Source organism: Lactiplantibacillus daoliensis (assembly GCF_005405005.1).
In the GTDB taxonomy this organism is placed as follows: Bacteria; Bacillota; Bacilli; order Lactobacillales; family Lactobacillaceae; genus Lactiplantibacillus; species Lactiplantibacillus daoliensis.
In genome coordinates, this window is sequence record NZ_BJDH01000005.1 from 23,277 (window position 1) to 43,102 (window position 19,826).

Sequence of the window (19,826 nt, forward strand, 5' to 3'; positions counted from 1 at the left end):
TTTTACGCAAGCCATACATAAACTTTACAGCAAGTCGACACGATTGAAACGTTCATCTGGCATGATTTAGAAAGTGGTTGATTCGTTCAAATCACTAATAAATTGTTTAAGGGAGCAGGACAGACATGGGAATTGAATTAAAAGGCATCACTAAGACGTACGATCATAGCGACAAGCCAGTATTGAGTGAGGTTAATGCCGAAGTTCAAGATGGCGAGTTATTTGTGATTGTCGGCCCATCTGGTTGTGGGAAAAGTACATTGTTACGAATGGTTGCGGGGATCATTCCTATTTCAGATGGTATTTTAAAAATTAATGGTCAGGTCATGAATAACGTGCCACCAAAGGACCGTAACTTATCTATGGTTTTCCAAAGTTACGCGTTATATCCATTTTTAAGCGTGGCAGACAACGTGGCATTTGGCCTCAAAGCACGAAAAATGGCAGCGGCAGAAATCACGCAACGGGTTGATGACGCCTTGAAAATGGTTAATCTAACGCAGTATCGCGATCGTAAACCGCGTGAACTTTCTGGTGGTCAACGCCAACGGGTTGCTTTAGCGCGGGCAATCGCCAGTGATTCGAAGATTTGTCTGATGGACGAACCGCTTTCTAACTTGGATGCGCAATTGCGGGTCCGGATGCGGTCAGAAATTCGTGAGTTGCAACGCAAGCTTGGTCTAACTTTGATTTATGTGACCCATGATCAGACCGAAGCGATGACCATGGCCGATCACGTGATGGTCCTACACGACCAACATGTGCAACAAATTGACTCGCCATTGGGGATCTACAATCATCCTGCGAACCATTTTGTGGCTCAGTTCTTTGGTACCCCACAAATCAACTTATTAACGGCAACGACAAGTGGTCAGACGGCGACAACCAAGTTGATTGTTGATGAATTCTTGCAAGTTGAACTGGATGCGCCAATTGCAACCGGAACTTACACAGTCGGTATTCGACCAAACCAACTTGGTCTCAAGCCGGTGAACGGTAATGAAGGTAATGCCACGGTGATTAACGTTGAAGCGCTTGGTGATCAAACCATTATTGAAGCGGTGATGGACAATGATGTTGAAATTCGAATCGTGAAAGACGGTCAAGTGCATATTGATTTGGACCAACGAGTGGCAGTGACTGCTCTTGGACCAGCCTTTGTCTTCGATGAAAATGAAGCCTTAATTGCGGAACAAGGAGGGGTTAAAGATGATCGAATCGTTGCCGTCAACTAAGCAACAACCAAAGGGCCCAGAAGCCAATCAAGAAATTACGGCGAAAGTCAAAAGCTTTGAGTTAAAGAAAAACGACAAGTATTATGCCTGGTTGTTTTTAGGCCCATCCATCTTATTATTAACAGTCTTTGTTTTCTTTCCAATGTTACGGACTCTATATTTAAGCCTGTTTTTAACGGACACCTTCGGGAATCCAACTGTGTTCGTTGGCTTGAAAAATTATGCTATTTTACTTAAATCCACGTCTTACATTGCAAGCTTAAAAGCAACCGGGACGTACGTGATTAGCGTTTCTATCTTCACGATTATTTTTGGCCTATTGCTAGCGGCATTGGCTAATCAAAAGTTGCGTGGAATTGGTTTCTTCCGTAACATTTTCACCGCAACGATGGGTGTTTCCGTTTCCGTTTCAGCCGTTTTCTGGTTATTCATGTTTAACCCCTCAATCGGGATTTTAAATAAAGTCGTGACGGCTTTTGGATTCCACCCAATTGCTTGGTTAACGACGCCGGGTTGGGCGATGACTGCGGTGATTGCGACGACAGTTTGGATGCATTTAGGGTTTACGTTCTTGCTATTCTTTGGCGCGCTGCAAGCCGTTCCTAAGAGTTTGTACGATGCGGCCTCTGTTTCTGGTGCCTCATCACGCTATCAGTTCTGGCACATTACGTTACCAATGATCTCCCCAACCATGTTCTTTGTGGCGGTGATTACGTTAATCTCTGGTTTCAAGAGCTTTGGGCTGATCGATTTGATGACCGGTGGTGGTCCAACTAACGCCACTAATTTGCTGGTTTATCGCGTTTATAAAGACGCGTTTATGAATGGTAACTACGCGCAAGCTAGTACGGAAGCCATTTTCTTAACGATCATTATTGCAATTATTACATTTGTTCAATTTAAGCTTTTAGCAAAGCGGGTGAATTACTAATGGAAAATACCATCATGAAACAAGCAACCAAGAAACGCCTACTTGGCAATACCTTTAAATATCTATTGTTAGGAATTTTAGCGTTTATCGTGATTTTTCCGTTCGCACTTGGTATTTGGACGAGCTTTTTACCTTCCATGGATATCGCCAAAGGGACACTTTGGGGTGGCGGTCAGTTAACGCTGCATAACTATGTCACAGCCTTCACACAAACGAAGATTTTGCGCTATTTGCTAAATAGTTTGGTGATTGCCACGTTGGTGACGTTGGCGCATTTATTCTTCTGTTCACTTGGCGCATATGCCTTTGTTTTCCTAGATTTTAAGTATCGTGACTTTTTCTTCTACGTGGTACTGGGAACAATGATGTTGCCATTTGAAGCAGAAGTGATTCCAAACTTTGCAACTGTTAAAATGTTAGGTTTATTGAATCACTATTCAGTCATGGTGATTCCATTCTTGACTTCGGCGTTTGGGATTTTCATGTTACGGCAAACCTTTAAACAAATTCCGCGAGATTTGAAAGAGGCGGCGGATGTTGACGGTTTATCACATTGGCAGTTCTATTGGAAAGTGGTTATGCCATATTCCAAGATTAGTTTGTGTACGTTAGCCGCCTATAGCTTTTTAGGCGCTTGGAATCAATATCTCTGGCCAATGCTGACCACTTTTAGTGACCACTTGCGTCCAGTGCAAGATGGGTTACGACAATTACAATCAGAAGAAACCTTTAATGATTGGGGTATGGTCCAAGCCAGTGCAGCAATCGTGGTCGTGCCAACTTTGATTGTGTTATACATTGGCCAACATTACTTTAAATCAGGCTTAAATGAGGGATCCGTCAAATGAAAAAACTTAATCAGTTATTCAAACGTTATTGGCAACTTTTTAGTGCGGCTGCGGTCGTTCTTATTATTGGACTGGGAGTCTTTGGTTATTCGAGATCTCAAGTGCATGCCGCTGCTGGTCGAACACGCGTGGTCTTTTGGCATGAAATGAAAGGTCCCGGTCAGAAAAAATTAGTGACTTTTATTAATGAATTCAATAAGTCACAGTCAAAGTATGAAGTCGTGCCGCAATTCCAAGGTGGTTACAACGACGTCATTCAAAAGATTATGAACACCCATGGCACTGATGCGTCACCAGCGATTTTCCAATCAATGGATATTTCCACGAGTCAAATGTATCACAGTGGTTTTACCGTCCCAATGCAGAAATTCATTGATAAAGAAAATTATGACGTCAGCAAGATTGCTTCAGTTGCCAGAGGGGTCGCGACACGGAATAATACACTATTAGCGATGCCATTCAATACGTCTCAAACGACACTTTACTATAACGCTGGCCTATTGAAGAAGTATAATATTACGCCACCACCAGTTAATCCAACTTATAGTGATATTACGCGTGTTTCAAAGCAGCTTTATGATCGTTCTAATCATAAGGTAAAGGGGATCAGTGTTGAATCATACTCATGGTTATTTGAACAGTTCTTATCAAATGCCAATGAAGAATTTGCCAATAAGAATGACGGTCATACTGGGATTTCGACTAAGGTGAACTTCACTGGTCCAACGGCCATCAAGTCAATGACTTGGGTCCAAGATCGGGTGAAATACGGCGACTTCATGAACTTTGGGTCACACAAAAACGAAATGGCAGTTTTCTTGTCCAACAAGTTAGGGATTTATATGCAGACTTCCGCGGATATGAGTGTGTTAGCCAAAGGTTTGGGTAAGAATCTCGGCGTGACGTATTACCCACGTCCAGACGGGGTTAAGGCTAATGGGATCTCCGTTGGTGGGGCATCACTTTGGATTTCAAATGATAAATCTGAAGCTGTTCAAAAAGGTGCCTGGGAATTCACGAAGTTTTTGATTAATCCTAAAAACCAAGCCCGTTGGGAAAAAGCAACTGGTTATTTGGCCATTAACAAAGACTCTGCCAATGAACCAATCTTAAAGCAGTCCTATGAAAAACTGCCAATGCTCAAAGTTCCGAGTGATCAGTTGAAGAGTGCTAAAGCTAATTACACGAACTCTGGGATCTTTGTTGACGGGGTGGTTGCGGCGCGTTCATTGATTCAAAATGCCATGCAACAAATTTATGCTGGCAAAGATGTCTACAAATCTTTAAAAGCTGCTGAAGATTCGTACAATAAAGTGTTAGAATCAAATAACCTGGCCAATGGCTGGACGAAATAAGCGAAAAGAGCTGAAAAACAATGACAAGTAAATCGTTAATTTATGGTCACCGGGGTGTGCCAGTGAAGTTTCCTGAAAATTCATTAGCTGGTTTCGCCTATGCGGTCGGTCAAAAGATTGATGGTTTGGAATTCGATGTGCATTTGACAAAGGATAATGTTCCGGTCATCATGCATGACGAAAAAATTGACCGCACCACGGATGGCAAAGGCAAGATCTCTGAATATACTTTTGCCGAATTACGCCAGTTCTCATTAGCAAATGGGGAACCTATTCCGGCCTTAACTGAGTTGTTGGAATTGGTGGGTGGCGAGCCAGTACATTTGAACCTGGAATTCAAAACGGATAAACACTATTATCAAGGCATTGAACGGATCGTGTTACGGTTAGTTCATCAAGCCGATTTAGTTTATCCGGTGGTATTTTCCTCGTTTAATTTGCACAGCTTGGAACGGGGCTATAAGTTAGATCCAACGCAGAAGTACGCTTTTCTATCTTCCGCTCGGATTGGGGACCCGGAAGGCTTCTGTGCAAGTGAACATTTGGAAGGGTTGCATCTGGAGCATTATCAAGCCATGCCACATGTTTCTGAACGGGTTTGGACCGTGGATGATCCTGATGAGATGCGTCAACTGTTTAATAAGCAAGTCAGTGCAGTCATCACCAATGATTTTGAATTAGCTCGCGATGTACGCGCTGTGAGTTAGCACTGCAAAAAAATAGCACTGTCGTCAACGGAGATTTCCGTGACGGCAGTGCTATTTTTGTTAGACGTTAGCTGGATTGCGAATCTTACCTAATTCAGCATCAATTTGTGCTAAAACGGCTTCACGATTCTCGGGCTTTTCTAAGTTGTATTTTTGTAAATCGATCTTCATCTTAGGACTGGCGTCGTATTCGTCGAACCACTTGCGATAAGCGGTCCACATCTTGTAGTAGTATGATTCCAATTCTGGGTTATTGTCGAATTGTTCATAGTCACGACCACGCTTCTTGATCCGATAAAGAATAGTTTCAAAGTCAGTTTCTGAGTAAACCATCAAATCTGGTGCCTTCTTAGGCAATTCAGTTAATTCAGTCATCATGTTATCTAATAATTGCAGATAGACATTTAATTCAGTGTCTGAAATGTTACCTTCAGCGTTGTTTTCTTTGGTGAACAGCGCGTCTTCATAAATCGAACGGTCGAGGACGTTATTATCGTCAGCCAGTGCTTGTTTAATCATGCCAAAACGTTTATTTAAAAAATAAATTTGTAGTAGGAAACCGTAGTTCTTTGGATCCGAGTAATATAGTGGCAAGACTGGATTGTCACCAACGGGTTCGTAAAATGCTTTTGTACCAAGGTGGTCGGCGATTAAACCAGTTAACGTGGTTTTGCCGACCCCAATCATTCCTGCTGTTATTATCACCATGATAGCCCCTCTTTATAGAAAATTGCACAACATATTGTATAACAAAAAAAGTTTCAATACCATATAGACATTTGGTAGAAACTTTGCTTGGGGTTATTTTTTAGCTTGTTCTTTGAGCAAATCACGAATCTCACTCAAGTATTGTTCTGATAAGTCCGGCGTTTCTTCGACTTCTTCTTCGTCAAGCTCCGTGTGAATCACGCGATTAATTATTTTGACCAAGAAGAAGACGACGATGGCGACAATGAAAAAATTGATCACCGAGTTGAGAAAGGCACCATATTTAAAAGTTGCTTCGCCAATCGTAAACTTTAAGTTGGAAAGATCAATTTTGCCAAGAAAAATTCCGATTAGTGGATTGATGAGATAATCGGTCAGAGATTTGACGATAGCAGTGAACGCGGACCCAATAATGACCCCAACGGCCAAATCAATGACGTTTCCGCGGGCAATAAAAGTTTTGAATTCTTCAATCATAGTGTGTGACTCCCTTCAAGTTTTGTCTTAATTAGTATAGCGAAAACGCGGAGTTGCCTCAACCGCTTTGCTTAGATGGTTGGGATTTTAGTTGGTTTGCACAGTAAACAAAAATGGACTTCGCATTTCCTTAACATCTTGTCAGTGATGAAAAAAGTGAACTGAGTAGTCGCTATCTTTGAAAAACATCCTCAAATTAATCTTATTAATATTAATTTGAATGTAATTTAATATCTCGCTAGGCATAAAATTTATAAGCTTTTTTTCCTTCATTACGCACATGAAATAATGTAAAATATCTAATGTACAAGATGATTGGAAACAACTATTAGATTGAAAGGAGTGAGATGTATGCAGTACCGGCGATTGTGGACCCGGAGCTGCCTAAGTCTAGCATTGACCATTGGTGTGGTCAGTTACTTAGAGCCACCAACGACTATTTTGGCGGTGCCGCAAGTGCGAGAGCGTGCTGATCAGTCGACCTCGATGAGTGTGTTCACTGATAGGCAGTCAGTGTCTCAAAGCAGTGCTAGTCATCAAGTATCACAACAATCAGCTGATTCTCAGGTAGACAGGAAATTGAGAACCCATACCGATTCGGAATTGACTGGTACCAGTCGTGCAAGTACAGCTCTGGAAAAAGATGGTAGCAAGCAAATTTCTCAGCGAGCGACCACACGTGCAACACAGATAGTTAATGGTAGTGTTACGATGACGCTGGATACAGATGGCACATTGCATTTGAGCGGTGGGTCGTTTTACGTGCCAGTTTCAATTAAAGCCGCAAGTTGGATTGCAAAAGAATTGACGGCTCAAGGTGCTAGTCCGGATCAAGTTTTGAAAATCAAGATTGAAGGTCGTATTACGACTAGAAACATAACGGATTATGGCTATCTGTTTGCGGGGTTAGTTAATTTAACTAATGTTGATGGTCTAGCCAATCTGGATATTGCTAATGTAACTAGCTTGAAATATCTCTTTCAAGGAGATCAGCGGTTGCAGCAAATTGATTTTGGACAGTCGAACTTTTCCAAGGTGCAGAGCTTTGAAGGCATGTTCTACAACTGTTCAGCGTTAACTAATATTGCTGGGATTAGTCAATGGGATACTTCGGGTGTAACGAATCTCGCTTACATGTTCTCTGGTGCAAGTTCATTGACGTCACTGCCTATTAGCACCTGGAATACGAGTAAAGTGACGATTCTCAGTTATACCTTTTATAATTGTTCTTCGTTAGTTTCATTAGATGTTGCTAGATGGGATACGCACAATGTCACTAAAATGCAAAGTACTTTCGCTAATGACATTGGTTTGAAAACTTTAGATGTTGCTGGCTGGGATACGAGGTCGGTTGAGAATTTAGATTACGCTTTTAAAGGCCTTACCAGTCTAACTAGCTTGCCAGTTGATAAGTGGAATACAAGTAGGCTTGGGACAATGGTGGGGGTATTTGCAAAGTCCCCCAAGTTAGTAACTTTACCGATTGGCAATTGGGATGTTAGTAACGTGACCAATATGAATTCAGCTTTCTTGGATTGCACTGGTTTAAAAACATTGCCTGTGGCTACTTGGAAGACTCAGAACGTAACCAATATGGGGGCTATTTTTAAGGGGGTGAGCGGATTAGCGACGTTACCAGTAGCAGGTTGGAATACCGTTAACGTCGAAAATATGGAACTTGCTTTTGCTGGAATGAGTAGTCTTAACGAGTTGCCGGTTGCTAAATGGCAGACGGGAAAAGTTAAGAGAATGGGTGGCACCTTCCGAGAAATTAGTAAAGTGACTGATCTTCAGATTAGTGGCTGGGATACCAGCCAAGTGACGGATATGTCGTTTCTGTTTTATGGGAATCCACAATTTGAAACATTACCAATCGCTAATTGGAATACTGCAAAGGTGACTAATTTTGAATCTGTCTTTGAGAATACTAATCTTGAAAAATTAGATTTAAGCGGTTGGGACACTAATCAAGCGCAGAATTACAAAAATGCGTTTGGCGGCAAGTTACCACCTAAACAGCTTTGGTTGGGCCAAAAGTTTAATTTCTTTAATAGTACTAGCTGGGGATTGCCCGATCCTAGTCGTGACGCGCCCTATGTTGGAAAATGGCGTAGGCTAAATGATAATAAAATTTATACGTCGACTGATTTGATGACTAAATATGATGTCAAATACCCTGTTAGTGAATTCGAATGGGTGAAGGGTAAGACAATTACGGTGAAGTATGTAGATACCGCTGACAAATCTTTGGCCCCAGATACCCAAATTGCGGGGACGATTGGTGATAATTATCAGCTAAAACCAATTGAGATTGATGGTTATTTGCCTGAAAATCCGAATGGTGTTCAAGGAACTTTTACAGATGAGGATGCCGTCATTAAGTTTGTGTACAGACCCGGTAACTTAGTTTTTGTTTCTGCGCCTCGGGCCATCGATTTTGGTCAGAATAAAATTACCGGAAAATCAGAGACCTATGATGCCAAGTATGATACCGGCTTGGTTGTTAAGGATAATCGCCCGCTGGGTTCGACGTGGTCATTAAACGCCACACTGGTGAAGGGTGGTTTCGTGGGGGAAAAGTCTGCCCATTCATTAACAGGTGTAGCCGTACTCAGTTATCAAGATCAACAAAAATACGAGTCTACGTTGATTCCAGACGTGGCCATTTCAATTGTTAATGGTCAAAAAACTGTTTCACATGAGGTGGTTAATGTACTTGGTCCAGCGTCAGCAATGGGTGTATTGCGTTTAAACGTCCCAACTGATCGTGTGTCACCAGACACGTACAAAGCCACAGTAACTTGGACACTTAATCAAGGCGTTGCTAACAAATGAAAAAGTAACTAGTTAAGTGCGTATTTTTCAGACCGATTAGTTATTGTCAAAAGGTTGTGCATGGTTACAAACTGTTTCGTCAATTGTTGTGAGCCGACGACGAATAACAGGCCGAAAAAGGAGTGGTGGTGGTGAAATATTGGAGAGTCATTGTCATTGGTATTAGTGCCCTGCTTTTGTGGGGGTGGCTGTTGACACCAATCGCCAGTGCAGTTAGCACGGCTGACAGCCCAGCCGCGATTCAATTTGAAGGAAAAACTGAATCATCATCAAATCAGCACGGTGGTGACAATCAGTTTCACGTGACCGAAGCGTCAAAGGCTAGTAGTTCAATGCCTACCAAATCGGACGTTAAACAACCTGAGCGTCAGGCAACATGGGGCTGGCTACCACAAACAAATGAACAGTGGTGGTTGAGTGCGTTTATTGGTGGAATTGGGTTACTGATGATTTTAATTAGTTGTCAATTAATTACTTACTTAAAAAAGAGGAGCTTATTACGATGAAAAAAATTCTTCTAGGACTTTTATGCGCAACAACATTATTTACAACAGCTGGATTAACGGCAAGTGCGGCGGATACGGATAACCCTAAACCTCAAATATCAAAAGGAAAGATTGAGTTTTTACAAGGTGGACTCACCATTGATAATGGTGCCACAGACTTGACAGCTGCCAGCTTGGATTTTGGTAGTAATAAGATTGAAGCCGCTAAGGCGGGTGACAAAGATTACCGCTATGCTAATATCAATAAAGATGCAGCGATTACCGTATCAGATTTACGGGGAAGCGGTGCTGGTTGGAAATTATCTGTTAAGCAAAATGACGTTTTTAAAAATGACAAAGCAACGGTCAATAAAGAATTAACAGGCGCTATTTTGACGTTGAATGGAGTTTTGGATACTGACGCCTCAACTACAGGTGCGGATGCAAATGTAAATAAGAATGTTTCTTTGGGTGAGGTTAATAGTGATCACGTTCTGATGGATGCAGCTGTGGGCAAAGGTAATGGTAACAATGTGGCTAATATTTCGGGGTCACAATTAACGGTACCGTTGAAAACAGCACGAGCTGAAGGAATTTACTCAACGACCTTAACTTGGAGTGTTGAGGCCACACCAGCCAACAGTTAATAAATACTGATCGGAAAAGCATGAACGAACCATGCGTTAATGTCATTTTCCGAGTCACGATTAGGAGGAGAAATGATGTTAACGAAAAGATGGTGGCAGTTGGGGGTCGGCTTGTTGATTGGAATGGCTAGTCTTGGTTGGGCAGGAACCGGATCGGCTAATACGGTTGGATTCGAAGTCGCACCGGTTCCGTCAAAGTTTCAATCAGACAAGGCTGTGTCATATTATGATTTGAAGCTAAAGCCTGATCAAACGACCAATCTGACGGTTAAAGTAACTAACACTAGCAAGCAAGAAATCACGGTGCATACTGGTATTGCACCGGCGACGACTAATCCGAATGGGGTCGTTGAATATCAGGGAACCTCGGTGGGCAAGAATATTGATTTACCTGTCAAGGTTAGTCAGATCATTACGACGACCGCCGACAAACTGACCTTGGCACCAGGGACTAGTCAGCTGGTATCATTTAAAATAAAAATGCCGGCGAAAGCGTATGATGGTAGTGTTGTTGGTGGGTTGAGCTTCTTGAAAAAGGCAACAAAACAAGAGAGTAAGAGCTCGATGGCGATCAAAAATCAATATGCCTACTCAGTTGCGGTCGTCTTGCATGGTGATCGTCAGCTTACAAAGAACCGGGTGACGTTGGGAAAAATTGATGCGACCCAAAACAACGGTTATAACCAAATTAGTCTGGCTATACAAAATCGAACGGCGGCATTTCTAAATCAGGTTGAAACCGAGGTTAAAATTTATCGCCGTGGTAGTCAGAAAGTGAGCTATCAACAAGTTAAGCAACATGGGCAGATTGCGCCTAACTCAATTTATGACTTGCCACTGCGGATTGGGCGAAATGCGCTCAAGTCCGGAAAATACACGGCTAAGTTGACTGTAAAATCTAAAGCACAGCACTGGTCGTTTACGAAAGGCTTTGAAATAACGCGGGCACGTGCTGATCAATTAAACAAAACTGCGGTCATCGAACACCATATCAATTGGTGGCTATGGATCGGTCTTGGTTTGTTGACCATCATATTGTTGTTAATTGCTTGGTATATTCACCGTAAGCAACAAAGAATTAAACGGTTAGAAGCACAACTTAAAGCCAAAGAGTAACAAAGTTAATCCCTGTCTGAAACCTCATCACCGCACACTAAAGCAAAGTGTGGTAATGAGGTTTTATTGTGTTTTATCATATTTTTTTGACAGTTATCTGGGTTAGCAACATGTTAACAGATGTCGCCAGCAAAAAAATTGGCTATTCTTGATGGTCAGCCGTCCGATAGACTACCTGATCCAGCATAAAAGCGGTTGCATTTATAAGCTGAGTTCGCTAAAGTGAAGGTATGACTAAGGATTGAGAGGACTTTTTTAATGTACAAAATGATCGTGTGTGATTTGGACGAAACACTCATGAATGATGATGGCAGCTTATCTGAAAAGAACGCCGCAGCGATTCAGGCCGCGACAGCCAAAGGGGTTTACTTTGTACCTAATTCTGGCCGCAGCTATACGTCATTTCAAAATGACTTAGAAAAAATGCAACTACGGGACAAAGCTGGCCAGTATTCAATTTCGTATAATGGTGGTTTGATAATCGAAAATGCTGGTAATCGACCAATTGCCGTCAACGCGATGCCATACGAGATGGCTAAAACTGTTTTCGAGACTGGCGCAGCTGAACCACAAGCGGCAACGCATATTTACACCCAGGATGTGCTATATATTTATCATCCGACACCAGATGATTCCGCTTATTTGACCAATCGGGGGGTCTCATTCAAAGTATTGGATGAACCCAACTTTGAGCAGTTTAAAGAGATGGCGATTATGAAAGTGATCATGGCGCTACCAACGATGGCCGCGAGAAAACAAATGCGGCGGGCTGTCGAAGCCAAGGTTGATCCAACGGCTTTAACCGTCACATACTCATCTGATCGGTATGTCGAATTTAATCGGGCTGGGGTCAATAAAGGGACCGCCTCAGTTCAGCTTGGTAAATTGTTGGGCATTACACCTGACGAAATCATTGCTGCTGGCGATAACGGCAATGACTTGTCAATGTTGCACGCAGTTGGCTTGCCAGTGAGTGTGGCAAACGGCATCGACAGTGTGAAGTCGGTGGCGAAGTATGTCACAACGGCTGACAATAACCACAATGCCATCGCTGAAATAATTAATAAGTTTATTTTGTAAAAAGCAGCTACGTTAATTGCTAGTATTCTCCGTTTGAATTGGTCCTTTTACAAGTGGTATGATAGGTATTGAAAATGTAATATGACATTTTTCGCCAGTGATGACTCACTGGATATCAGTGAATGGGGGAACGCGCAATGAGTGCGATTCGAGACGATTTAGCCAAGGCAATCAAGAACAAGACTCTCGTTGAGATCTATGCAAAAGGAACCAACGAACAGTTTAGTGTCGGCTATGTCATGCAACAAGACGAAAAGTTTGTCTTAGTCGAAGCCATTAATGTTGACGGTGAGTTAGATGGATTGGTGGTCTTCCGGAAGGCTTCCTTAGCCAAAGTGATCGCTGCTTCAGATTATTTGAAGAGTATGACGACCATTATTAGTTTGGCGCAACAACGTGGGTATTATGACATTTGGAATACGGAACGACTTGTGTCCAAGTTTTTGAAGAAGGAAGCCGAGCACAAGCATTCATTGTTGAAGACCATGTTGAAGCTGGCTTTTAAGAAAGATCAAGTGATTCAGTTGTCAGGTCGTATTAAGAAACATGGCGATACTTATACTGGATTTATTCATAGTGAGCATAAAAAATATTTGGAATTCAACTATGTGGATACGTTCGATCTAACGAAGCGCCCACAAATTGCTGTCCGGTATGCTGAGATTGACGAGGCTAGTTTCCATAGCTTTGAAACGTTTAATATTACCGCTGTGATTGAAAGCTACATGCCAGGAGATTTTCATTAAGTTAACGTGAATTTTGAGTGCGCCAAGTTGGTTAAGCCCGCTTGTCGTTTTTATATGACCAAAATTGCACAATTTAAGCAAAGAAAGGCTTAAGTTTATTAAGTTTCTCCAGATGAAATATACAAATGGCGTTGATTTCGATACAATAAGAGTATTGAACTATCGGTATACTGGGGAGGGGCGCACCATCGTTTATGTGTATTGGTACATTGCGGCATTTGACCACTGTTATTCGGTTATGCTGGTGTTTATGTTACAGATCTTAATTAATCGAGAGTTACGACAACGGCGCGTCTACTTGACAGTTGCAATCATGACACTGTTTCTAACTGGTTTATACATGTGGTTTGACGATTACTCGGATATTGCGACGTTTATTGTGAATATGGGTCTGTTGTGGTTTGTCCGCAACAAAAAATATTTTATTGTCACTAGTTTGACGGCGACCTTGGCCTATATTTTCTTCAGCTTTTTCGGTAATTTTGCAACTGAGACGGCGTTTCATTTGTTACACCTAGACGTGAATCAGTGGAGTGGTTGGCTGTTTGAACTGGTTGGCGAGACGGTTGTCACGGCTTGTATGTTGGCGGTGGCCATTAGTTTTCAAATTTTATACAAACGTCATCAGCGACAGTTTACGGATGGGGTTTTGTTAAATGTCGTGGTCAGTGCGCTAGCGGTCGTGGCGATTGCGTTCTTTGCAGTGGCAACTGCAGCGGATAACTATAACATTGGTTCTGGTTTCTTAGGAATCTTGATGATTATCTTGGTAGCCATTCTCATGATCAATGGTGGCACATTCATTTACTTATTTTATAGTTACACTATGCGAGTTCAAGCCCACCGGCAATCGTTGGAGCGAAAACAGTACGATATTTATGTCAGTAATTTAGAGAGTAGTTATCAGAATTTACGAAAATTTCGCCATGATTATCAAAATATTTTGTTGTCATTGGGTGAATACGTGCATGCTGCCGATAATCCAGCCTTGACGCATTATTTTGATGAAGTTGTGGATCAGTCTAAAACCAGTTTGACCCGTGATTTTGGCCATTTTGATAATTTAGATCGGCTTAAAGATCGCTCGCTAAAAGCAATCATTCAAAACAAGTTTTCAGTTGCGCGGCAAGCGGGAATTCAAGTTCGACTGGAAGCGAGTGAACCAGTTGACGAATTAGCCATTGACCCGGTCACCCTGGCAAGGGTAAGCGGAATCTTGTTGGATAACGCCATTGAGGCGGTTACTGGTGAAAGTGATGGTCAAATTGCGGTCGCCGTTGTAAAATACCCTAAAATGGTTGAACTGATTTTCTCGAACTCATTGGCGACACCAATTAGTCGTCCAGCAGAATTGTTGACTGCTGGGCGAACGACTAAGGGAGCGGGTCATGGTCAAGGCTTAGCGACCGTGCGTGAATTACTGGATCCTTTGGAAAATGTGACCTATGAGTTAGGGACCGCGACCCGGTTTGAATTCATCATCAGTATTGAAAGTGAGTGAGGGGCTTGTTAAAGACCTTTGTTGTAGAAGATGATCCAGAACAATTAGCAACTTTAAAAAAAATAATTACTAATCATATCATGATCAATGACTTTGACATGACGTTGGCCTTGGCGACTGATACTGCCCAGACATTATTGGATTATGTGAGTGCCAACACGGATACTGAAGGCCTATACTTTTTAGATATTGAATATGCTGGGCAGCAGCTAAATGGCCTTGAACTTGCCAGTAAGATTCGGGAGCAAGATGTGAACGCTAAGATTGTTTTTGTATCGACGCATGCCGAAATGGCCTTTTTAACGTTTGAACGGCGGATCGAACCGTTAGACTTTATCGTGAAAGATCTTGGTCAAGAAGCCGTGAAAGCTAAAGTTGAGAAAGACATCCGCATTGCCTATGAGCGATACAACAAGCAGGGCGTTGCCAACAAGGCCATGTTCTCCTATTCGAAGGGTGGACAATTATTTAATTTGCCACTGGCACAGGTGTTATTTATTGAAACGGGGACTAGTCGGAACAAGTTGGTGTTACATCTAACGGATCGAATCGTCCAGTACAATGGCAAAATTAGTGACGAAACAGTGGCGCATCCAGAACTATTTCGGGTGCATAAGAGTTTTTTGGTTAACCCGAAGATGCTCGTACGAGTGAATAAGCAAGATCAATTGGGCTATTTTGCAAATGGTGAAACAATTGATATTGCGATCCGTAAGATGCACGATTTATTGGCACTGATTAAGCAGTCGCAACTGCCGGTTAAATTAAATTAGTGACTCTTATGTAACAAAATCGTATAAGTGATATAAATTAAGTTAACGTTGGTGCAAGCTATTTTAGGCTTTGCACCTTTTTTGTCTGTAAGTAAATCAACTCGACTATGATAGAATCATCAACTTGATTAGTCTTGGGGACTGATTAGGAGGGAGAGACGTTAATGAAGCAATTTTGGTCGCTAACATTGATGATCCTCGCTGGATGCTTATTAATTCTAGGTTCGGAGTATAGTCTGCAAGGCGATAGTCACCGCTATCGCCACCATGTGACCGCTACCATGACCTATGACGCAGCTAACCAGACTGCTACCATTAACGGTCGTACCAAGCATGGCGTAATCGTCACGGCGAAGGCGGGCAAAAACGTTCGTCAAGTGATTTCAAATAAACAAAATGGTCTTTTTGCTTTAAAAATGGTGGTCAAGGATCAGTCAAAGGTGCTAGTGCAAGTCACTGGACTCAAAACAAAAACATTAAAAGTACCAGTAGCGTCAAAGCGTTAGAAAAGTGATGGGGTAGATCCGGCAGTCATGCTGCGGGTCTTTTTTTGCTAAAAAAAGCTTAAGCTTGCGGGTGATTGGTAGGCGGCGTGCCGTAAATAGCGTATGGTTAATTTGACTTTAAAAAAGGAGTCGTGAAAATAAACCATGTTAGTCGTTAGCTTGATATTAGTCGTTGGTTTGATTGGTACCGGGATTTTACGTTTTCGTTATCATTATCGGTTATCAATGGGGACGATTACCGAAACGGCCTTCGCATGTTCGTTGTTGAATATCGGAGTCTTTTTGTTTTTTGTCTTACTGGGACAACTCTCGGGTTCTGTCGTGACCGAGGCGTTTTATTTGCCGGTGTATCGGCTATTGCAAGGTGGGCTGATCCCACTGATTGGCTTAGGACTGTCAATCTATGGCATGGTTCGTGAAAAAGGACTGATGAATTGGTGGTTATTGCAATTTAATTTGTTATTTTTAATCTTTGACATTTTGTTAGTCTGGTTCGGCGGCTACGCAAACTGAGTTTGATATTGAAAAAGACCGCCTTATAGCAGGAAATTTTTTGAAAATTAATTACAAAATTTATAACTTTGTTGATAATCTTCACACTTTCTTCACAATTATATAATAGTATATACATGTACCTAATAATTATACACTTGTTCATTTTACTCCCCCAAAGTGGATGAACGAGTAAGTACAATCCCCCATATTGTACTTAAACCTAACTCTTTGGCCCTACTGCGACAAGCGGTAGAGTCATTTTTTATACCCATTTGTGGCAAATAATTTTCAAAAATAAAACGCTGCTATTGATAACCAAGACTTAGCTTGGTTACTTATAGCAGCTTTTTAATGAAATTGATTGGTAGAAAACTGTTTATAAAATTATTTGATACCGTATTCGGCATACCCTAATTGAATTTCTCCAGAAGACTTCATATTGTTGGGTGTACTTTCAAGGGCATCTTTTTCGGACATGCCGTTCTGTATCTTGTAGGCAACGGGGGACATACCATATTTGTTAATGAATCCAGTAAGTGTATTTTCATCCATTGAAATTGACGCGCCGTTAGTGCCTGTGGTGGGACTGGTGGCAGCAGATTCCGATGACTGGGCACTAGATGAACTGGCGACTACCGAGCTACTCTCAGAACTCGATTTGTTTGCTGCCATACTGGATGAACTGTTTGCAGCAGACTCGCTTTCAGAATTTGCTTGAGCAGTGCTTGTCGATTTAGCGTGCGCCAAACTTTCAGAGTTCGCTTTTTGCTTAGAACTTGCCCTTATTTTACTCTCAGATGCAGCGCGAGCTTTTTTCTTCTTAGCTGCGATGATACCGCTTGATTTTGAGTTGGTTTTACTGGATTTGGAAGTGGTATTTCCACAAGCAGCAAGTGTCAATGACGCAAGCAGTGTCGTAGCGATGGTTAATCCTTTTTTCATTGTTAGTCCTCCAAGTAATATTCCGTACACAATAATTATTATACAGATATTAGAATTAAATATAAGCCACAATTGGATTATATTTCACATATGCGAAATCGTGTAACTTGTTAATGGCTGCGGTAGAATTAAACAAAAGGGGTGAAATTGAATGCAAGTTGTTGATCGAGGGCTGAGTTGGCTATGGCGTGTTGGATTACTCATTGGTTTAATCATCGGGATTGTCTTGCCGCCTATGTTGTTACGGCTTGTGAATGAACTGAATGAAAATGAGGACTTTATTGGTTGGCAAATTGCGTTAGTAATTGTTTATTTCGCCATTTTTATTGTTGTAATTGTTGCAGCGGGGATGGCCTATCGACATTATAGTGGTGAAGTTCAATTGAAAAAATTACATCATCAAGATATTGCTTATGTTTTTGGTGGCTATCTGGCGATTTTGGTGAGTGAGGGGCTTTTTCAACTGATCAATCATTTGATGTATCAACAGAGCCAGACCCAGAACAATGCGGCCATAAAAAGTTTGATGAGCGGCAGCCCAGTTGCCATGTGGATGATGGCGATTAGTGCAGTTTTTTTGACGCCAATCGTGGAAGAGCTAGTATTTCGTGGGGTATTAACGAATTTATTCTTTAAACAGGAATGGTTAAAAATTGGTTTAAGTAGTCTGGTGTTTGGGAGTCTACATAGTAGCTCAACTTTACCAAGCTTTATGATTTACGTCACAATGGGACTGATTTTAGCAATGGTCTATCGGTTTTCTGGAAAAATACAGGATTCAATTATTTTACATTTTTTAATTAATGCCGGTGCGATGAGTATTATGTTAATTAGTCTATTAAATTAAAAAATCACTCGCAAATTTTTGCGAGTGATTTTAATTATACTTCGGTACCAGTGTAGTCAATCTTTTTAGGATCGGCATTTTTTATCCGCTCAGAAGCAAAATTGACGGTATCACGGGCGTTGTCATAAGTCTTTTGATCCATACCAAGTAATTCCATACATGAATTAACATGGTTAAAGATGTCCGTTTTAGCGTCGATTGCTTTTTGTGAAAGTGAAATATTCACTTGGCGTTCATCAGTTTCATCACGATTACGTTCGACCCAGCCTTGCGTCTGCATCCGTTTGAGCAGCGGTGTTAAGGTTCCACTGTCCAAATTAACATGTGAGCCTAATTCGCGTACGGTCATTGGGCTGTTTTCCCAAAGGGCTAAAAGCGTAATGTACTGCGGATAGGTAAGCTTAAATGGCGCTAATGCCTCAGCGTAAAAATGGTTAAAACGCTTGTTAGCCGTATATAGGGCAAAACAAAGTTGATCGTCCAGTAAAATATTCTTGGTTGGAGTTGCCATTAAACCAGCCTCCTTTTTCTTATTCTAGTATATTGTACGCAATTAATTAGGTGTTTGCAATATTTATTGCTTCTGGCAATAAAATAATTAAACTAATCTGAAAAGAGTATTAATTTAATACGGTTAATGCGTTGTCAAAAAAACTTACTAACTGGGTCTTCATTAGATTGCGGTTGTGGCACTTTTCAAGTAAAATTAATGTTAACAGGGGGTTACAGACATGTTTTTAACAACTGGTGATTTGCAACGGTCACATATGATTAAATCGGTCGTATCAGCAACCGAGCACTTGATGTTTCAATCGGATGAAATTGATCAATTTGAGCGGTTTGATGGCTTGATTGAAAAGGTCAAGCAAGATTTGATGGACAAAGCTGAGGCGCAGGATGGCGATGGTCTGATTTATGTCAATTTCAATACTGAAATCGCACAAGTGAGTGTGGCGCCACGTTATCTAATCGTGACTGGCTATGGGACAATCGTAAAACTTGCGGAATAGTTGATCATAAAAATGCGCCAGTCAATCTGGGTAGGTGATTGGCTGGCGCATTAATTGTCATTGAAGATGAGTGCAATCGGAATGTTGCGATGATAGTATAAAAAAAGTAATTCCGAGGTTTTGCCCATCGCAATTACTTTTTTATCCGAGTGACTACTTAGGGCGGTATGTGGGAATCGAACCCACGCGTGCCGGAGCCACAATCCGGTGCGTTAACCACTTCGCCAATACCGCCAGCAAGGTTGTTCAAATAACCAACAGAATCTAGTATACACTAAAATGTCGTGTTGTAACCCAATTCTGATGAATTTTCTGCAAATAAGTTGCTAAAAATAGAAAAAGGTTTATTTTTAACCCGACTTTCGCTATAATTAATTGTGTTGTTAAAAACCATTGCCCCAGTGGCGGAACTGGCAGACGCGCAGCGTTCAGGTCGCTGTATTGGCAACAATGTACAGGTTCGAATCCTGCCTGGGGCATAAAAGGTCACATTACGTGAAATTTTAAAAATAGGACTCCCGTTAAATCACCATTTAGCGAGAGTCCTATTTTTTTGTTTGTCCTAGAAAACATTACGTTTTA

Annotated in this window: 21 protein-coding genes and 2 tRNA genes; 18 read left to right on the forward strand and 5 right to left on the reverse strand. The window is 41.6% G+C overall.

All coding sequences use genetic code 11. The features are described from left to right. The first annotated feature begins 125 nt into the window (after window positions 1-125). The 5 genes from FFM64_RS07280 to FFM64_RS07300 are packed head-to-tail and all read left to right on the forward strand — an operon-like array spanning window position 126 to window position 5,076. Window positions 126-1,235 carry an ABC transporter ATP-binding protein gene (locus tag FFM64_RS07280; RefSeq protein WP_137607357.1) on the forward strand — a complete coding sequence of 370 codons (1,110 nt, stop codon included), beginning with the start codon at window positions 126-128 and terminating at the stop codon, window positions 1,233-1,235. Continuing rightward, entirely contained in the window at window positions 1,210-2,166 is a 957-nt protein-coding gene (locus FFM64_RS07285; RefSeq protein WP_137607358.1) for a carbohydrate ABC transporter permease, read from the forward strand. The genes FFM64_RS07280 and FFM64_RS07285 overlap by 26 nt, the downstream gene beginning before the upstream one ends. Next, window positions 2,166-3,014 carry a carbohydrate ABC transporter permease gene (locus tag FFM64_RS07290; protein WP_137607359.1) on the forward strand — a complete coding sequence of 283 codons (849 nt, stop codon included), beginning with the start codon at window positions 2,166-2,168 and terminating at the stop codon, window positions 3,012-3,014. Before FFM64_RS07285 ends, FFM64_RS07290 begins: the two co-directional genes overlap by 1 nt. Further along, window positions 3,011-4,369: an ABC transporter substrate-binding protein gene (locus tag FFM64_RS07295; protein ID WP_137607360.1), complete on the forward strand. Its 1,359-nt coding sequence runs from the start codon at window positions 3,011-3,013 to the stop codon at window positions 4,367-4,369. The genes FFM64_RS07290 and FFM64_RS07295 overlap by 4 nt, the downstream gene beginning before the upstream one ends. A gap of 20 nt (window positions 4,370-4,389) precedes the next feature. Beyond that, a complete protein-coding gene (locus FFM64_RS07300) occupies window positions 4,390-5,076 on the forward strand; it encodes a glycerophosphodiester phosphodiesterase (protein ID WP_137607361.1) in 687 nt (228 codons plus the stop codon). A gap of 60 nt (window positions 5,077-5,136) precedes the next feature. Here FFM64_RS07300 and FFM64_RS07305 read toward each other — a convergent pair whose 3' ends face one another. Both FFM64_RS07305 and mscL read right to left on the reverse strand, forming a co-directional pair. Beyond that, window positions 5,137-5,784: a deoxynucleoside kinase gene (locus tag FFM64_RS07305; RefSeq protein ID WP_137607362.1), complete on the reverse strand. Its 648-nt coding sequence runs from the start codon at window positions 5,782-5,784 to the stop codon at window positions 5,137-5,139. 93 nt (window positions 5,785-5,877) lie between these two features. Then, window positions 5,878-6,261 (reverse strand): large-conductance mechanosensitive channel protein MscL, encoded by a 384-nt coding sequence (mscL, locus tag FFM64_RS07310; protein ID WP_137607363.1) that lies wholly within the window; start codon window positions 6,259-6,261, stop codon window positions 5,878-5,880. Window positions 6,262-6,612: 351 nt separating this feature from the next. Here mscL and FFM64_RS07315 point away from each other — a divergent pair, with 351 nt between their 5' ends. The 10 genes from FFM64_RS07315 to FFM64_RS07360 all read left to right on the forward strand — a co-directional run bounded on the left by FFM64_RS07315 (window position 6,613) and on the right by FFM64_RS07360 (window position 16,463). Continuing rightward, a complete protein-coding gene (locus FFM64_RS07315) occupies window positions 6,613-9,096 on the forward strand; it encodes a BspA family leucine-rich repeat surface protein (RefSeq protein WP_137607364.1) in 2,484 nt (827 codons plus the stop codon). 131 nt (window positions 9,097-9,227) lie between these two features. Beyond that, window positions 9,228-9,602 carry an EF2685/EF0750 family sortase-dependent surface protein gene (locus FFM64_RS07320; RefSeq protein WP_223876922.1) on the forward strand — a complete coding sequence of 125 codons (375 nt, stop codon included), beginning with the start codon at window positions 9,228-9,230 and terminating at the stop codon, window positions 9,600-9,602. Next, window positions 9,557-10,228: a WxL domain-containing protein gene (locus FFM64_RS07325; protein WP_223876923.1), complete on the forward strand. Its 672-nt coding sequence runs from the start codon at window positions 9,557-9,559 to the stop codon at window positions 10,226-10,228. Before FFM64_RS07320 ends, FFM64_RS07325 begins: the two co-directional genes overlap by 46 nt. Before the next feature lie 72 nt (window positions 10,229-10,300). After that, a complete protein-coding gene (locus tag FFM64_RS07330) occupies window positions 10,301-11,344 on the forward strand; it encodes a WxLIP family cell surface protein (protein WP_137607366.1) in 1,044 nt (347 codons plus the stop codon). A 258-nt stretch (window positions 11,345-11,602) separates the two neighbouring features. Continuing rightward, a complete protein-coding gene (locus FFM64_RS07335) occupies window positions 11,603-12,424 on the forward strand; it encodes a Cof-type HAD-IIB family hydrolase (protein ID WP_137607367.1) in 822 nt (273 codons plus the stop codon). A gap of 137 nt (window positions 12,425-12,561) precedes the next feature. Further along, on the forward strand, window positions 12,562-13,170 hold the full coding sequence (locus tag FFM64_RS07340) for a hypothetical protein (RefSeq protein WP_137607368.1): 609 nt from the start codon (window positions 12,562-12,564) through the stop codon (window positions 13,168-13,170). A 112-nt stretch (window positions 13,171-13,282) separates the two neighbouring features. Further along, the gene (locus FFM64_RS07345; RefSeq protein WP_223876924.1) at window positions 13,283-14,671 is read left to right on the forward strand and encodes a sensor histidine kinase; all 1,389 of its coding nucleotides are present in this window, start codon (window positions 13,283-13,285) and stop codon (window positions 14,669-14,671) included. Continuing rightward, on the forward strand, window positions 14,668-15,444 hold the full coding sequence (locus FFM64_RS07350; RefSeq protein WP_223876925.1) for a LytR/AlgR family response regulator transcription factor: 777 nt from the start codon (window positions 14,668-14,670) through the stop codon (window positions 15,442-15,444). The genes FFM64_RS07345 and FFM64_RS07350 overlap by 4 nt, the downstream gene beginning before the upstream one ends. Window positions 15,445-15,608: 164 nt before the next feature. Then, on the forward strand, window positions 15,609-15,950 hold the full coding sequence (locus FFM64_RS07355) for a hypothetical protein (RefSeq protein WP_137607370.1): 342 nt from the start codon (window positions 15,609-15,611) through the stop codon (window positions 15,948-15,950). A gap of 144 nt (window positions 15,951-16,094) precedes the next feature. Beyond that, entirely contained in the window at window positions 16,095-16,463 is a 369-nt protein-coding gene (locus FFM64_RS07360) for a hypothetical protein (RefSeq protein WP_137607371.1), read from the forward strand. Between the two features lie 366 nt (window positions 16,464-16,829). On the opposite strand, the gene FFM64_RS07365 is transcribed toward FFM64_RS07360, so the two are convergent. Then, window positions 16,830-17,387, reverse strand: coding sequence for a hypothetical protein (locus FFM64_RS07365; RefSeq protein ID WP_137607372.1), 558 nt, complete (start codon window positions 17,385-17,387; stop codon window positions 16,830-16,832). A 151-nt stretch (window positions 17,388-17,538) separates the two neighbouring features. Between FFM64_RS07365 and FFM64_RS07370 the strand changes: the two genes are divergently transcribed. Further along, on the forward strand, window positions 17,539-18,234 hold the full coding sequence (locus tag FFM64_RS07370) for a CPBP family intramembrane glutamic endopeptidase (RefSeq protein ID WP_137607373.1): 696 nt from the start codon (window positions 17,539-17,541) through the stop codon (window positions 18,232-18,234). A gap of 34 nt (window positions 18,235-18,268) precedes the next feature. Here the strand turns inward: FFM64_RS07370 and FFM64_RS07375 are convergent, their stop codons facing one another. Beyond that, on the reverse strand, window positions 18,269-18,745 hold the full coding sequence (locus tag FFM64_RS07375; RefSeq protein WP_137607374.1) for a MarR family winged helix-turn-helix transcriptional regulator: 477 nt from the start codon (window positions 18,743-18,745) through the stop codon (window positions 18,269-18,271). 220 nt (window positions 18,746-18,965) lie between these two features. Between FFM64_RS07375 and FFM64_RS07380 the strand changes: the two genes are divergently transcribed. Then, the gene (locus FFM64_RS07380) at window positions 18,966-19,244 is read left to right on the forward strand and encodes a hypothetical protein (RefSeq protein WP_137607375.1); all 279 of its coding nucleotides are present in this window, start codon (window positions 18,966-18,968) and stop codon (window positions 19,242-19,244) included. A gap of 161 nt (window positions 19,245-19,405) precedes the next feature. On the opposite strand, the gene FFM64_RS07385 is transcribed toward FFM64_RS07380, so the two are convergent. Further along, window positions 19,406-19,478: transfer RNA gene (locus FFM64_RS07385), tRNA-His, on the reverse strand. Between the two features lie 161 nt (window positions 19,479-19,639). On the opposite strand from FFM64_RS07385, the gene FFM64_RS07390 reads away from it, so the two are divergent. Further along, a tRNA-Leu gene (locus FFM64_RS07390) sits at window positions 19,640-19,723 on the forward strand. The last annotated feature ends 103 nt before the right edge of the window (window positions 19,724-19,826 follow it).